Below are 15,200 nucleotides of genomic sequence, written 5' to 3' on the forward strand. Positions count from 1 at the left end.
GTGGAGGACAATTACGGTGTTCCCGGGCCCGCCCGGTCCGGGAGGGAACCACTGACAGAATGTTCGCCGATCACGGCGGACCGTTGCGGCGGGCCGCGGCTCACCGCACCGATGGGGGTGCGGATATCCCGGCGGGTACAGGAGGCATGATGAGCGACGATGACATATCGGCTCATCGCCCTCGACCAGGCGAGCGCCTCGACGGGCCGCCGGTTCGCCGAGCTCCCGCCGCTCCGTGGGAACGCGGCCCGGCACAGCCCGATGCGGAGAATCCCGGCGTGAACGGCGGCCCGTACCACGACGGACCGCCGCCTCGGGTACCGCAGGTGAGTCGTCCTCCGGCCGCGCCGCAGCCGCGGCCTGGTCAGCGCATGCCACCGCCGCCACCGCCTGCCGCCCAGCCGCGGCCGCCCGTGCCGCCACCGCCGCGCCCCGGCCCCGCGCCACACCCGAACCAACGGCAATATCCTGCCCCGCCGGCGGGCCCGGCCGGGGGTCCCGCACAACCGCGACCGGTACCGCCTGCCCCCGCTCGTCCAGCGCCCGCCGGCCCATCAGCCGGCGCCCCGAGGCAAGCGCCGCCGCCCGTGCCGCCACGCGCGCCGCGGTCCGGCGGGATTCCGGTCGCACCGCGTCCGCCTCGGCCCGGTGGCATTCCGGCTGTGCCCCGGCCCCCGCAGTCGGGTCCGATCCCCGCCGCGCAGCGGCCACCACACTCCGGGCCGATCCCGGCCGCCGCGCCGGAATCCGATCGAGTGCCGCCGCCCCGCTACGCCCCGCCGCAGCCGCAGCAGTTCCCGCCCCCGCCACGGCCACGACCGGCTGCCCCGGTCCGGCGCGAGCCCGCCGAACCGGGTCGCCCGCGGACCAGGGAGTGGCCCGCCGCCACCGCCACCGCCACCGCGGAGCCGAAGGCGGACGATTCGAAGCAGAGCTCGAGTTCCCGGCTGCTCAGCGATTCGGGATCGATCGCCTTCGCGACGTTGATCAGCAGGATCACCGGGTTCGGCAAGCAACTGCTGCTGCTGACCGTGCTCGGCCCCGCCATCGCCAGTGCGTTCACCGTCGCCAGCCAGATCCCGAACATGATCGCGGAACTGGTGCTCGGCGCGGTGCTCACGGCGATCGTGGTGCCGACACTGGTGCGCGCGGAGCAGGAGGATCCGGATCGCGGAGCCGCGTTCGTCCGGCGTCTGGTGACCGCCGCTTTCGTGGTTCTGGCCACCGCCGCGCTGTTGGCGACGGCCGCGGCGCCGGTACTGACCACCCACGTCTTCCTTTCCGACGACGGCAAGGTCAACACCGCGCTCACTACGGCGCTGGCCTTCCTGCTGTTGCCAGCGATCTTGTTCTACGGCATGTCGGCGCTGCTCACGGCGATCCTCAACACCCAGCAGATGTTCAAGCCCGGCGCATGGGCCCCGGTGTTGAACAACCTCGTGGTGCTCACCGTGCTGGGCTTGTACGTCCTGATGCCGGGAGAGATCACGCTGGACCCGGTCCGCATGAGCGACCCGAAGCTGCTGGTGCTCGGCGTCGGCGTCACGATCGGCGTGGTGGTACAGGCGGTCAGTCTCATCCCGGCGATCCGCAGGGCAGGCATCGACCTGCGCCCCCTCTGGGGCATCGACGACCGCCTCAAGCAGTTCGGCGGCATGGGCGCGGCCATCATCCTGTACGTCCTGATCAGCCAGGCGGGCTTCGTGTTCGCCACGCGGATCTCCTCGCATGCCGACGCGGCGGGCCCGGCGATCTACAACAACGCCTGGCTGCTGCTGCAACTGCCGTACGGCGTACTCGGTGTGACGGTGCTCACCGCGATCATGCCTCGGCTGAGCCGCAATGCCGCCGCCGACGACACGCCCGCGGTGGTCGACGATCTTTCCGCCGCCACCCGGTTGACCATGATCGCGCTGGTCCCGGTGGTCACCTTCCTCACGCTGGCCGGTCCGCAGGTCGGGCAGGCGCTCTACGGCTACGGCAACTTCGGATCCGACGCCGAACGACTCGGGCTCGCGGTCAGCTGGTCGGCGTTCGCGCTGATCCCGTACTCGCTCGTGCTGATCCACCTGCGCGTGTTCTACGCCAGGGAGCAGGCATGGATTCCGACCTGGATCATCCTCGGCATCACCGCCGCCAAGATCGTCTTCTCGGCGCTGGCTCCGGTGCTCACCGACGCCGAGCACGTGGTGATCGCGCTCGGCGTCGCGAACGGCCTCGGCTTCGCGGTGGGCGCCGTGGTGGGCGGTTACCTCTTGCACCGCAGTCTCGGGGATCTTCGGATGGCCAACGTCGGCCGCACAGTGACACGTGTCGTGCTCGCGTCACTCGCGGGCGGGGCGGTGATGTGGATCGTGGACCGGGTACTCGGTCTGGATCGGCTGACCGCGGCATTCCACGGACCGGGTTCGCTGATCCGGGTGGCGATCACCGCGATCGTCATGTTCGCGGTGGCCTTCGGCTTGATGCGACTGGCCGGTATCCCGGAGATCGTCGCCATAACCGTGTCCATCTCCCGGCGTCTCGGCTGGACGCCGCCCGCGCCGGAGCTGGATCTGGAGAGCCCGGCCGAAGACCCGTACGTCACACAGGTACTCCGCAGGCCGGACCCCTACTTGGCGTACCCGCGGTTCGATCCGTACATGGACGCCCAGACCATGGTGCTGCCTGTGATCAGACCCGACGCCGTTGACCGCACCGGCATGGGTGAGTTCCCGTACCCTGTTCGGCAGACAAGCACAAGTGGCGAATTCGCCGGAACCTCGACATATCAGGGCGAAGGAGGACCGAGGGTGAGCGACGACGCGGTGGGCGGCGTCCCAGCCGCCGATTCTTCTGCGACCACGCCCGGCGGACTGTCCACCGATGTACCGCCGACCGCGGGGGAGCCGTTGGATCCCGCGTACGCGAGCAAGGAGCCGGGCACGGCTCCGCCGGATCAGGACGCGCCGAGATCGCAGGAGAACCAATTGCCTGCGCGCGATCCGATGTACGACACCGGGATGATCCCGATCGGATCGCCGGAAATGCCGCCGATGGGTGGCGAGAACCTGGGCGCGCGGCGAGTCCCGCGCGGCCCCAAGCTGATTCCGGGCGCTTCGGTGGCCGGCGGGCGCTATCGCCTGCTGGCCAGTCACGGCGGCGCCCGCGGCTTGAAGTTCTGGCAGGCGCTGGACATCAAACTCGATCGCGAGGTCGCGCTGACCTTCGTCGACGCCGACCAGAAGGCGACCGAGAACTCCGGCCAGGACGGCCCCCAGGCGATCCTGTCGCGGACGCTGCGCCTCGGCCGGATCAACTCGCCGGGTCTGGCCCGCGTCTTGGACGTCGTGCGCGGCAGCTCCGGCGGCATCGTGGTGGCGGAGTGGACACCGGGCCGCTCGCTGCGCGAGATGGCCGAGACGGTGCCCTCGCCGATCGGCGCGGCGCGTGCCATCCGCGCCCTCGCTTCGGCGGCCGAGCTGGCTCACCGCGGCGGTGGGTCGCTGTCCATCGATCATCCCGACCGGGTGCGTATCAGCGCCTCCGGTGACGCGGTGCTCGCCTTCCCCGGCACCTTGTCCGACTCCGACGCGCAATCCGACGTGCGCGGTCTCGGCGCGATGCTCTACGCGCTGATCACGGCGCGCTGGCCGATCCGCTCCGGGGGTGTCACGGGCGCCGCCGCAACGGTCGGCGGGCTCCGGCTGGCCGACCTCGGCCCGGATGGCACGCCGGTGGAACCGCGACAGATCCGTCCCGAGGTACCGTTCGAGATCTCCGCGGTCGCCGTGCGCTCGCTGGAGTCGAACAAGGGCGTGCGCACCGCCGCGACGGTTCAGCACGTGCTGGAGCAGGCGTCGGTGGTCGATCAGAAGACCGATTTCATTCCGGTGCTGCGGCTCGGGCAGCGCGCGCCGGCGAACATGGACGACTCGCTCGCCGATCCGGAACTGCTCGCGGCCGAACGCGAACGCTCGCAGCGCATGATGTGGATCATGGTCGGCCTCGGCATCCTCGCCGCGCTGGTCGTCGGCATCGTGATCTGGTGGATGGTCAGCGTGTTCGCGCCGGGCGCTTCCGATGCGCCGCTGAACGAACAACGCAACATCGGTCTGACGACCAACAACCAGCCCGTGCCGACGCCCGCTGCCGCGGGCCCGAACCTCAATTCGAACGGTGTGCCGGTCCCGGTGACCGGCGTGTCGGTGTTCTCGCCGGAGGGCACCGCCGACGGCGTCGCCAACGTGCAGGCGGTGCTGGACGACGACCCGGCCACCCAGTGGCGCACCGATCAGTACTTCCAGCAGTTCCCGGCGCTCAAGAAGGGGGTCGGGCTGCTGGCGACGCTCCCCGCTCCCGCCAAGCTCACGAACGTCTCGATCAACTCGCCCAGCGCGGGCACGTCGGTGGAGATCCGCACCTCGCCCACCGGTTCGCCGACGCTGGATCAGACCCAGCTGATCGGTTCCGCCCGGCTCGACGACGGCGTCACCGACATCCCGGTGCGGGCCGACCAAGCCGCTCGCTACGTTCTCGTCTGGATCACCGGACTCGGCAACTCCGGAGGACAGTTCCAGACCGCGATCGCCGATATTCGTCTCGACGCCGCACCCTAGCCCGGCTCCGCTTCCGCCGCACACACTCGTTCGTGCAGGCCATTCGTAGCGCAACGCAGAGCGTGGCGTCTTCCTCCGTACCCGGCTCGATCACTTGGTTGCTGCCGAATCGTTACGGACGATATGATCTTCGGGCGCTCTCAGCAGGGGAGCTTCCCAGGTTCCGAGTTTCGATCCTGGATGCTGCGAATCTTGGTGATGGTCAACACTGCCCGTTGCCGCCGTGAGGGCCGTCCAAGGGGTTGGCATTGTCGTCCGAAGTGAACGAGGAGTTCGGCGGGGGGTCGTCGCGACCGGTGGTATGTCACGAACGTTCCTTCGTACCCGGTGAATGCACCGATGTGGAGTTGTTGCGGGCGCATGTTCGTGGTCAGCGGCACGCGTTCGCCGAGCTGCTGCGCCGGCACAACGATCATCTGTGGCAGACCGCGCTACGCACGTCCTACACACGTGAGGACGCGGCGGATTCGCTTCAGGACGCGCTGTTGTCGGCACATCGCACGGCTGCCTCCTTCCGCGCGGAAGCGGAGGTCCGCAGCTGGTTGCACGCCATCGTGGTGAACGCCTGCCTGGACCGGATCCGCCGCAACAAGACCAGGTACGCGTTGTCGCTGTCGCCGGAAACGATGCCCGAGCCCAAGGACACCCGCGACGAGATGGCCGAGGTGGAGATGTCCATGGTCATCGATCGCGCTCTGTTCTCGTTGCCGCCGGACCAGCGGACCGCGCTCGTCGCGGTCGATGTGGAGGGGTATAGCGTGGCCGAGGCAGCCGCGTTGCTCGGTGTGCCCGAAGGAACGATCAAAAGCCGGTGCGCCCGCGCACGGCAGCGTTTGAAAGAGCGATTGGATTTTCTGCGTGATCCGGGGAACCGGAGGTAGTTGGGATGCGTCATTAACAGTGACGAACCACTGAACGATCCAGAGGCCGTCCCCGATGATGAGGGGATCCCCGCGATGTCAGATGCGAACAACGGAGGTGCGATGGCGACCCGGTCCGTACCGCAGCCCCCGTTCACGTCCGAATTGCTGGCCGACCTGCATGCCGGCAATGTGTCACCGGCACAGCGCGAGCAGTTGTGGCCGATGGTCTCGCGAGATCCGGAAGCGATGCGCTACCTGCGCTCCCTCGACAACGTCAGCGCCGAGTTGCGTGCCCTCGGCCGGGACGAGCGCGTCATCCATCGGATGCCCGAGGACGTGGCGGCCCGGCTCGCGCTGTTCGCCGACGAGCTGGAACCGCCCGAGGATGCGCCGGCGCGGGCCGCCACGGTTCATGAGCTGCCGCGCCCGTCGGCGGATGAGATCCCCGACTCGTCAAGGGCTTCCGATTCCGCACCGGTCGCTCTCGACGACCGGCGCCGTAGCAGGCTGCGCTGGTTCGCCGCGGCCGCCGCGGCCATCGTCACCGTGGCGTGCGCGAGTGTCTTCGTTACGACGATGCGCGACGGCGACGCCCCCGCACCCACCGCGCAGCCCACCACCGGCAACGAGGATGTGGGCGACGACCTCACCGCCACGGTCGCCCTCAGCGCGCTCGGCCGCAACAACGTCACCGGATCGCTGGCCCGGCCGGGCGCACTCGAGCGTTGTATCCAGGCGAACGGGCTCGACCGCACGGTACTCGGTTCCACGGACATCAGGTTCCGCGGCGGCAACGCGGTGCTCATCCTGCTCAACGGCCCCCACCCGCCCAAGATCACCGCGCTGGTCGTCGGGACCGGTTGCGCTACAGGCGATCCACAGCGCAGAGCTTTGCAGGACATCGGCTGAGGCGATCCGGCTCCTGCGATCTGGACCACGTGCACGGTGTGACCCCGGTGACGCGGGAACAACAGCCATTACCCTGTTGTTGACCGACACGTCCCAACGAATCCTCCCGGAAGGGCCCCATGAGCGAGCGTAGCGAGCGAACAAGCGACACCGGCGCGCCAGTTCGCGACCTGATCATCATCGGCTCCGGACCTGCCGGCTACACCGCCGCCGTCTACGCGGGTCGCGCCGAGCTCCAGCCGCTGCAGTTCGAGGGGACCCAGTTCGGCGGTGCGCTGATGACCACCACCGAAGTCGAGAACTTCCCCGGCTTCCGCGGGGGCATCATGGGCCCTGATCTCATGGAGGAGATGCGCGAGCAAGCCAAACGATTCGGCGCGGACATCCGCACCGAAGACGTGGATGCCGTCGACCTGACCGGCCCGATCAAGAAGGTCGTCGTCGGCGGGGAGACTTTCGAGGCCTACGCCGTCATCCTCGCCATGGGGTCGGCCGCGCGGTACCTGAACGTCCCGGGTGAGCAGCGGTTGCTCGGCCGCGGTGTCAGCGCCTGCGCCACCTGCGACGGCTTCTTCTTCAAGGGCCAGGACATCGTGGTGGCCGGCGGCGGCGACTCCGCGATGGAAGAGGCGACCTTCCTGACCAAGTTCGCCTCCAGCGTCACCATCGTGCACCGCCGCGAGGAATTCCGTGCCTCCCGCATCATGCTGGAGCGCGCGAAGGCGAACGAGAAGATCAAGTTCGTGCTCAACGCGGAAGTGGTCGAGGTGCACGGTGACAACAGCGTCACCCATCTGACCTTGCGCGACACCCGAACCGGTGAGACCTCCGACTTGCCCGCCACCGGCCTGTTCGTCGCGATCGGTCACGACCCGCGCAGCGAACTCGTCAAAGGCCAGGTCGCACTGGACGAGGAGGGATACGTGCTGGTGCAGCACCCGACGACCGCGACCGACATCGCGGGCGTCTTCGCCGCGGGCGATCTCGTCGACCACACCTACCGTCAGGCGATCACCGCCGCGGGCACCGGCTGCCGAGCAGCCATCGACGCCGAGCGCTGGTTGGCCGAGCAGGGCGACATCACCTCGAACACCCTCGCCCACGCGGGCGGGTCGGTGAGCGTCCCCGCCAACTGAGCTCGAGTCCATCGAGCCCGCCCAGCTTTCGTCTCGCTGTATCGCAAGGAGAATATTCATGTCCAAGTCCGTCAACACGGTCGTCGTCACCGACGCGTCCTTCGCCGACGATGTGCTGTTGAGTGAGAAGCCCGTCCTCGTCGATTTCTGGGCCGACTGGTGCGGGCCGTGCAAGATGGTCGCGCCCGTCCTGGAGGAGATCGCGGGCACCCACGCGGACAAGCTGACCATCGCGAAGCTGGACGTGGACGCCAACCCGAGCACCGCCCGCGATTATCAGATCCTTTCGCTGCCCACTATGATGCTGTTCCGCGGTGGTAAGCCGGTCAAGCAGATCGTCGGAGCGAAGGGCAAAGCGGCCCTTCTGCGCGAACTCGAAGACGTCATCTGACGACACGATCCGACGACTCGCCGTAGGATGCCTGGACCCGGGGATTGTCGAAACCCGGTCCAGGTCTGAGACAATCGACCGACGCTCCGGTCGTGCGAAGGTGTATCCCATCGCATGAGTGGGTACCCGCGGGTTGACGGAAGGAAAGGGCTCTCACGCATGCACCGACTTCGTCACGGCGATTCCGGTCCAGCCGTAGCAGAGGTTCGGAGCACCCTGGCAAGCCTCGGGTTCCTACACGCGCACGTCGGTACCGGTAACGCGGACGCACGCGAGTACTGGAAGGACACCGAGGTGTACTTCGACCACCACCTCGACTCCGCGGTACGCGCGTTCCAGCAGCATCGCGGCTTGCTCGTCGACGGAGTGGTCGGCCCGGCGACCTACCGGGCACTGAAGGAAGCGTCCTACCGGCTCGGCGCGCGCACGCTGATCTATCAGCTGTCCGCGCCGCTGTACGGCGATGACGTGGCCACGCTCCAGCGCAGGTTGCAGGACCTCGGTTTCTACGTGCACCGCGTCGACGGCTACTTCGGTCCACACACCCATGACGCGCTGACCGCGTTCCAGCGGGAGATCGGGCTGTCGGCCGACGGCATCTGCGGTCCCGACACGCTGCGCTCGCTCGACCTGCTCGGCGCGCGCGTGACCGGCGGCAATCCCCACCGGATCGCCGAAGAAGAGGTGGTGCACCGAGCGGGTCCGCAGCTGACCGGCAAGCGGATCGTCATCGATCCGGGTCTCGGCGGTCCGGACAAGGGCTGGGCGGTACCGACCGAGTACGGCGACGTCTACGAGTCGGAAATCCTCTGGGACCTGGCAAGCCGTCTGGAGGGGCGGATGGCGGCCACGGGTATGGAGACCTTCCTGTCGCGTCCGTGGGGCGCCAACCCCACCGACGCCGAACGCGCGGACACCTCCAACGCCTTCGACGCGGATCTGATGATCTCGCTGCGCTGCGCCACCAACCCCAGCCCGCTGGCCAACGGCGTCGCCGGGTTCTACTTCGGCAACTCGCACGGCTCGGTCTCCATGATCGGACAGGTCCTGGCGGGCTTCATCCAGCGGGAAGTCGTCGCACGAACCTCGTTGCAGGACTGCCGTACTCATGCGCGTACCTGGGACCTGCTGCGCCTCACCAAGATGCCGACCGTGCAGGTCGACATCGGTTACCTGACAAACGGATACGACGCCTCGGTGCTCACCAACCCGCGCATGCGCGACGTGATCGCCGAAGCCATTCTGATCTCAGTGAAGCGGCTGTACCTGCTCGGCCAGGACGATCAGCCCACGGGCACCTATACTTTCGCGGAGTTGCTGGCCGAAGAACTTGCCGCCGCGGATCGCATGTAGCCCCGTACTCTCCGTAACGCGAAGCGCCCCCTGTCCTTTCGAATCCGACAGGGGGCGCTGCTACGTCTGTCTCAGCGTGCCCCGATGCGGGTCGGCGCGGTCATCGATGCCGCCGCGAGCAGCTGATCCAGCGCCCGTTCGACGTCTTCCTTCCAGCCGTGGTCGGAGTCGAGCTCCAACCGCAGACGCGGGAAGCGGTGATGCGGGGCCACCACCTCGAAGCCGACATCCTCCAAGAAGTCGGCTTCGATCATGCACCCCTCGGGTGAGCATTCGGTCGCCGCGCTCGCGCTCGCTCCCTTGATCGGAGCGACGATTCGCTCCAGCAGAGTCATCGAGCCGAAACGCTCCGACAGCGCCTGCGACGACGGTTCGGTGCGGATGCCGAACGCCTCCAGTGCGCGCACACCGCGGCGCACCAGATCGGCTACCACAGCCTGTATCAGGAGATGGGCCACATCGGCATCCTGATAGGGAGATTCGGTCCGCAGCGTGGTCAGCAGGACCGCGTCCGGGCTTACGGGGGAGGTGGGGAAGAGCGTGGCCCGCGGTACCGCGCTCGGGGGTGCGTAGAGGGCACAGCCGGCGACGTTGCCGTCGACATTCGCTACCTGTCCGCACGAACCCCACTCCAGCATGACCGTGGACAGCCAGGCTTCTTTCTCGAAGACCGGGTCGCTGAAGTTACGCGAGTCCTCCGCCACCGCGGGGTCCATCTCCCAGAAGACACAGCGGCGCGCATGCGCGGGAAGTTTTTCCAGTCCGCCGAGGGTTAGTGCTGTGACGCTGGTCGACACCGCTCTGCTCAGCCTCCAGCTGTCCGATTCATCCACGCTCACGTCGCATCAAAGTTTGCTCGCCAGCAAGAATAAGCGATCAAGGGAAACCCGCCTCATTCCATGTCGCTGTGCTGTTGGTCAGAAGAACTTGTGTTGCTGCGCCGGGGAGCGGCTCACGCTCCACGGCCGCGCGAACCCAAGCCGTCACAGTGACGTTTCGGCCGGGAAGCCGCACCTATTGGAACCACAAGTTACAATTCGTCACTTCTGTCGCACATCGGGTGTGTTCTGCTCCATCAGGGCGACGATTCGTTCGAGGTCTTCGACCGACCCGAACTCGACGACGATCTTGCCTTTGCGCTTACCCATGCTCACGAGTACCCGGGTGTCGAAGGAGCCGGACAACCGATCGGCCACGGCCTTCAGACCCGGCATCTCGATCGGCTTACGACGGGCGACGGGGGAGGGCGCGGCCGCGGCCTGCTCTCGGTTCGCCAGCATGACGGCTTCCTCGGTAGCCCGGACCGAGAGACCCTCGGCGACGATTCGGGTGGCGAGCGCCTCTTGAGCCTCCGCACCTGCCTCGAGACCGAGCAGTGCTCGCGCGTGCCCGGCGGACAGTACGCCCGCCGCGACCCGGCGCTGCACCAGGATCGGCAACTTCAGTAGACGGATCATATTCGTCACAACCGGGCGAGAGCGACCGATTCGGGCTGCCAATTCCTCGTGCGTGACATCGAATTCTTCCAGCAGCTGCTGGTAGGCTGCCGCCTCTTCGAGCGGATTCAGCTGCACCCGGTGGATGTTCTCCAGCAGGGCGTCGCGCAGCATCGATTCGTCCGCGGTCTCCCGGACGATCGCGGGAATGGTCGCCAGGCCGGCCTCCTGACAGGCCCGCCAGCGCCGCTCTCCCATTACCAGTTGATATCGGTCCACGCCCGGTTCGGTGCGTCGTACCACGATCGGCTGCATCAGACCGAATTCGCGGATCGAATGCACCAGCTCGGCCAGTGCTTCCTCTTCGAAGATCGTCCGTGGCTGCTTCGGATTCGGCTCTATCAGGTCCGGCGGGATCTCCCGGTAGACCGCGCCGCCTGCCTCGAGTTCGGCATTCTCGGCGGGATCGGGTACCCGATGCAGGTAGGTGGAGGGGGGCTGCGGCCCGACCGGATCCAAACCGATGACACTCGCGGCAGCACTGCTGAGGCCCGGTGATGCCGTCGGTGCCGTCGGGATCAGCGCGGCGAGTCCGCGCCCGAGCCCACCCTTCTTCGCCTGACTCATCGGTCTACCGACCCCTTCCTCGTTCCGCCAAACCGGACTGTGCCGAGCATCGACTCGGCCGGCCGAGTCACTCCGCCGACTTCGTAGCGGCGGCGTGCGGGGCCACCGCACGGGCCGCCATCTCGCGTCCGGCATCCAGGTAGCTCATCGCGCCCCGGGAGCCTGGATCATAATCGAGCACCGTCATGCCGTAACCCGGCGCCTCGGACACCTTGACGCTGCGCGGAATCACCGACCGCAACACGACGTCACCGAAGTGTCCGCGGACTTCCTCGGCAACCTGGTCAGCCAGCTTGGTGCGCCCGTCGTACATCGTGAGGATCACGGTCGAGACATGGAGTTCCGGATTCAAGTGCGCCTGCACCAAGCCGATGTTGCGAAGCAACTGCCCGACGCCTTCCAGCGCGTAGTACTCGCACTGGATCGGAATCAGCACCTCCTTCGCCGCGACGAGTGCGTTGACCGTCAGCAGCCCCAACGAAGGTGGGCAATCGATCATCACGTAATCGATGTCGTATCCGGCGATATTCGCCTCTTGGATCGCGGCTTTCAGCCGCCCTTCCCTGGCCACCATCGACACCAGTTCGATCTCGGCGCCTGCCAGGTCGATGGTCGCGGGGATGCACAGGAGTCGCTCGCTGTGCGGACTCGTCTTGATCGCGTCCTTGACCGAGACCTCGCCGATGAGCAACTCGTAACTGGAGGGGACGCCAGAATGGTGTTCGATCCCCAGAGCGGTACTGGCGTTGCCCTGCGGATCGAGATCGATCACGAGAACCGTCATCCCCTGATGCGCCAGGGCGGCCGCCAGATTCACGGCGGTGGTTGTCTTGCCGACGCCGCCTTTCTGATTGGCGATCGTGATGATGCGTTGCTCGTGCGGTTTCGGCACAGTCACCTTTCCTGGATGGAGGACTTGACTTGCACGCTGGGCTTCGGCGGCTATCGGGGTCTCACTAGGCGAGATGTGCCCGAACGGTGTGCTTCCGAATGCCTCCGTGTCGAAATTGCTGGAGTCCAGCATCCCCGGCACGCGCGACGCCGTTTCCCGTGAAACATTCGCCGGACCGCTCGACATAGACAGCTCCTAACCCGAGAAACTTTCAGAACACGTGCGCGCGAGGGACGGGTCGGCGCCGTGTCTGCAACAGCCTTTGTCGGATCGAACACGATGCACAACCGGGTTCGCAGCGCCCGATCGACCGAGCGGAGCTCCTCGCCGCTGTGACAACCAGATTCCTCCGTGGCATCTACGCTCACGCCCGACGCACACTAGCTTGCCAGCACTGAGCGCTTTAAGAAAGCCGAATCGCGGCGAGGCGCAGAGCGACACGCAAATCCGCATGAATTCACCTCGCCGCGCCCGTTGTTTCACATGAAACATCGCCCTGACCCGACAGGAACCGACAGTCCGGGCCGGTTGATTACACAGGCCTGCACGGTTTCCGGGCGTGCGGCGGTTCCCGAACGTAGAAGGCGACGTTCGTGATTCTCTTGGCTGTCTTGCCGTCAGCCACCGCGTGAGCTGTACTGCGCCGGACGCGACTCCTGTTCGTCATCTGCGACGCGACCGAGTCCGGTGCCCACGAGCAATGACGGAAAGCGTGAACCGGAGGTGCATATGACTGCCGACCAAACCGCCATTCCCCGTAGCTATCCGGTATCCGACGCGCGGGGACACCGAGAGCTCGTCCGTGGCACGGCAGCTGCCGAGCGTCAGGGCAGAGGTTGAGGTGTGGCGGCCTTTGATCAGGAACACGGCCCAGGGATGTTTCACGTGAATCATGCAATGCGCGAACTGGCTCCCAGCCCAGCGGCGCTCGCCTTCCCGGCCCTGCTTACACAGTCACGCGCGGCCCGAACACCTATATCGCCGCACGCCTACATCGCCGCGTGCATCGCCGGGCGCGGCTTCACTTTGCACCCCACGCTTTACAGCTGCGGCGCACACAATCACCAATCTGCCCCTATCCGGCCTGCTCGCAGCTCGTGTGCTGGCGTCCGTGGGGCCGTGGGGGCCGTGGGGCCGACGAGACTACCGACCTACTTCCTAGCCCGGTGCCCATCGTTCGTTGTCAAGCAGAACGGTGATTCGACACCCACGACGGGAGCTTGATCACGTGAAGCATGCGGCATTCCCGGCAGGTAGGCGCGCACATCCAGAAGTGCCTCTCTGCCGACGATGGTCTCAGTCCGCGCGCGCGGCGCATCCCGAGATAGAGCTCTGAGTGCTCGCTGCTGCCCACGTAAGCCGGGGGCGTTGATTCACGTGAAACGTTGAATGGCAGCGGTGCCGCGGCCGCAGGGGCGAGCCCCTTCGCTCCGCACCAGAACCAAGCAAGCGGCGCTTCCGCACGCCTCAACCCGCTGCCGAATCTCCTCGTCACCCGAGTGGCTTGTACGGCATCTTCAGTACCGCGTGAGGCCCGCGCGGGCAGCAGATCGAGATTTCCTCAATCAAAGGTGATTGACGGCACGGCGAGCGACCTCGCCGGTGCAGTGCGCGTCACTGTGCGGCACGTCCGCAGCGCGGGGGTCAGGGGGCGACGCGCAGGAAAAGATGGGTGCGCCGCGCTCCGACTCCAGGCGAGAGTGCGCGGAGAAGTAGATAGGCTGAGTTTCTGAGTTCGACTGAAAGTCGCGGCAGATAGACGCTGAACCGATTCACGTGAAACAAGACGCTGCGGGGAACCGTCGCTACCGCACCCGGGATGTCCCCCGGATGTCCCCGGATGTGAGCTCCGCTGCGCCGCAGTGGTCCTGAAGCGGAATGCGCGGAATGCTCGGAATGCTCGGCGGGGCGCATCACCTACCCTCGCTAGTTCAGCTCCACAGCGGCGGCAACCATCTCGCGACAGGATTCGACCAACATTCATCACCGACGTGGGTTGGAAACCGGATTCGTCAGCGCTCGGCGATTACCGTTCCACCGCGTCCCGCTCACCATTCCGTCAGGGTGACGAAACGACTACGGGTCCCAAGGTCCAATCCTCGAGCCTGCTCGGACGAGCTGCTATTTGGACTTACGAGTGGCACGCTTGGTACGCCCACGCTCCGTCGCCGCGGTTTCACCCGTCGTCTTCGCTCCGCGCTCTACCGCTCGCTCGGCGCGCCGACGGGAAGTCCGCTCGGCGCGAGGGAGCCGCTCGGCGCTGATCACCATGGTGGGCGGGGACACCAGCCCGACGCCACATTCCAATACCACCGCATTGCCCGCTCCGGCTTTCGCCAGTGCGTCGCCATCGCGTTCCAATTCCTCTGTCGCGCTGGCGCCCTTGAGCGCGAGCATGTGCCCGTGGTCGCGGAGGAGGGGGAGCGACCACTGGGCTAGCTTCCCGAGTGGGGCCACCGCGCGCGACGTGACCACGTCCGATCCACCAGCTTCCTTCATCACCCCGGATTGTTCGGCGCGCCCGCGCACGACGGTCACGTCCAATCCGATCGACTCGATGAACTCGCTCAAGAAGATGGTTCGGCGCAGCAGTGGTTCCACCAGGGTGATCCGGAGGTCCGGTCGCGCGATCGCAAGCGGGATACCGGGCAAGCCCGCGCCACTGCCGATATCCACCACGGAGGCGCCCTCGGCGATCAACTCTCCGAGAACCGCGCAGTTGAGGATGTGGCGGTCCCAGAGGCGAGGCACCTCACGTGGGCCGATGAGTCCCCGCTCTACGCCCGCGGTCGCGAGCGCCGTGCAATATCGACGCGCGAGATCGAGTCGGTCGCCGAAAACGGTGGCCGCCGACGCGGGTGGCTCCGGTTCCGCGGGCACCGCGGCCGTTCCACCGAGATCTCGTTCCACGTGAAACATCCTTCCGAACTCGGGTCGATCTACGAGCGAGCAATCGGGCTTCGGACACGAACAAGGCCCCCGGTCCGAAAGACCA

The 15,200-nt window shown here is 66.9% G+C and carries 10 protein-coding genes; 6 read left to right on the forward strand and 4 right to left on the reverse strand.

All coding sequences use genetic code 11. The annotated features are described in order from the left end of the window. Positions 1 to 149 precede the first annotated feature (149 nt). The 6 genes from M8859_RS16845 to M8859_RS16870 all read left to right on the forward strand — a co-directional run bounded on the left by M8859_RS16845 (position 150) and on the right by M8859_RS16870 (position 9,250). Positions 150 to 4,598 carry a lipid II flippase MurJ gene (locus M8859_RS16845; protein WP_249644501.1) on the forward strand — a complete coding sequence of 1,483 codons (4,449 nt, stop codon included), beginning with the start codon at positions 150 to 152 and terminating at the stop codon, positions 4,596 to 4,598. Between the two features lie 296 nt (positions 4,599 to 4,894). Beyond that, positions 4,895 to 5,479 carry an RNA polymerase sigma factor SigM gene (sigM, locus tag M8859_RS16850; protein WP_159923650.1) on the forward strand — a complete coding sequence of 195 codons (585 nt, stop codon included), beginning with the start codon at positions 4,895 to 4,897 and terminating at the stop codon, positions 5,477 to 5,479. 102 nt (positions 5,480 to 5,581) lie between these two features. Continuing rightward, a complete protein-coding gene (locus tag M8859_RS16855; RefSeq protein ID WP_159923568.1) occupies positions 5,582 to 6,370 on the forward strand; it encodes an RsmA family anti-sigma factor in 789 nt (262 codons plus the stop codon). Between the two features lie 119 nt (positions 6,371 to 6,489). Beyond that, a complete protein-coding gene (trxB, locus tag M8859_RS16860; protein ID WP_159923570.1) occupies positions 6,490 to 7,506 on the forward strand; it encodes a thioredoxin-disulfide reductase in 1,017 nt (338 codons plus the stop codon). A gap of 58 nt (positions 7,507 to 7,564) precedes the next feature. Next, positions 7,565 to 7,897: a thioredoxin gene (gene trxA / locus M8859_RS16865; RefSeq protein WP_159923572.1), complete on the forward strand. Its 333-nt coding sequence runs from the start codon at positions 7,565 to 7,567 to the stop codon at positions 7,895 to 7,897. Between the two features lie 159 nt (positions 7,898 to 8,056). After that, the gene (locus M8859_RS16870) at positions 8,057 to 9,250 is read left to right on the forward strand and encodes an N-acetylmuramoyl-L-alanine amidase (RefSeq protein ID WP_159923574.1); all 1,194 of its coding nucleotides are present in this window, start codon (positions 8,057 to 8,059) and stop codon (positions 9,248 to 9,250) included. Between the two features lie 71 nt (positions 9,251 to 9,321). Here the strand turns inward: M8859_RS16870 and M8859_RS16875 are convergent, their stop codons facing one another. From M8859_RS16875 to rsmG, 4 genes are all read right to left on the reverse strand, one after another. Beyond that, positions 9,322 to 10,047, reverse strand: coding sequence for a GNAT family N-acetyltransferase (locus M8859_RS16875; protein WP_159922518.1), 726 nt, complete (start codon positions 10,045 to 10,047; stop codon positions 9,322 to 9,324). 243 nt (positions 10,048 to 10,290) lie between these two features. Next, positions 10,291 to 11,313, reverse strand: coding sequence for a ParB/RepB/Spo0J family partition protein (locus tag M8859_RS16880; RefSeq protein ID WP_249644502.1), 1,023 nt, complete (start codon positions 11,311 to 11,313; stop codon positions 10,291 to 10,293). Positions 11,314 to 11,380: 67 nt separating this feature from the next. Further along, positions 11,381 to 12,337 (reverse strand): ParA family protein, encoded by a 957-nt coding sequence (locus tag M8859_RS16885; protein ID WP_223521673.1) that lies wholly within the window; start codon positions 12,335 to 12,337, stop codon positions 11,381 to 11,383. 1,989 nt (positions 12,338 to 14,326) lie between these two features. Continuing rightward, on the reverse strand, positions 14,327 to 15,124 hold the full coding sequence (gene rsmG, locus M8859_RS16890; RefSeq protein ID WP_195139575.1) for a 16S rRNA (guanine(527)-N(7))-methyltransferase RsmG: 798 nt from the start codon (positions 15,122 to 15,124) through the stop codon (positions 14,327 to 14,329). Between the last annotated feature and the right edge of the window lie 76 nt (positions 15,125 to 15,200).

The sequence above is a fragment of the Nocardia sputi genome (assembly GCF_023501985.1).

Coding starts and splice junctions, on each gene's coding strand:
- trxA (WP_159923572.1), top strand. CDS start 7,565: ATGTCCAAGTCCGTCAACACGGTCGTCGTCACCGACGCGTCCTTCGCC.
- M8859_RS16855 (WP_159923568.1), top strand. CDS start 5,582: ATGGCGACCCGGTCCGTACCGCAGCCCCCGTTCACGTCCGAATTGCTG.
- M8859_RS16845 (WP_249644501.1), top strand. CDS start 150: ATGAGCGACGATGACATATCGGCTCATCGCCCTCGACCAGGCGAGCGC.
- trxB (WP_159923570.1), top strand. CDS start 6,490: ATGAGCGAGCGTAGCGAGCGAACAAGCGACACCGGCGCGCCAGTTCGC.
- M8859_RS16880 (WP_249644502.1), bottom strand. CDS start 11,313: ATGAGTCAGGCGAAGAAGGGTGGGCTCGGGCGCGGACTCGCCGCGCTG.
- M8859_RS16870 (WP_159923574.1), top strand. CDS start 8,057: ATGCACCGACTTCGTCACGGCGATTCCGGTCCAGCCGTAGCAGAGGTT.
- rsmG (WP_195139575.1), bottom strand. CDS start 15,124: ATGTTTCACGTGGAACGAGATCTCGGTGGAACGGCCGCGGTGCCCGCG.
- M8859_RS16885 (WP_223521673.1), bottom strand. CDS start 12,337: ATGCTGGACTCCAGCAATTTCGACACGGAGGCATTCGGAAGCACACCG.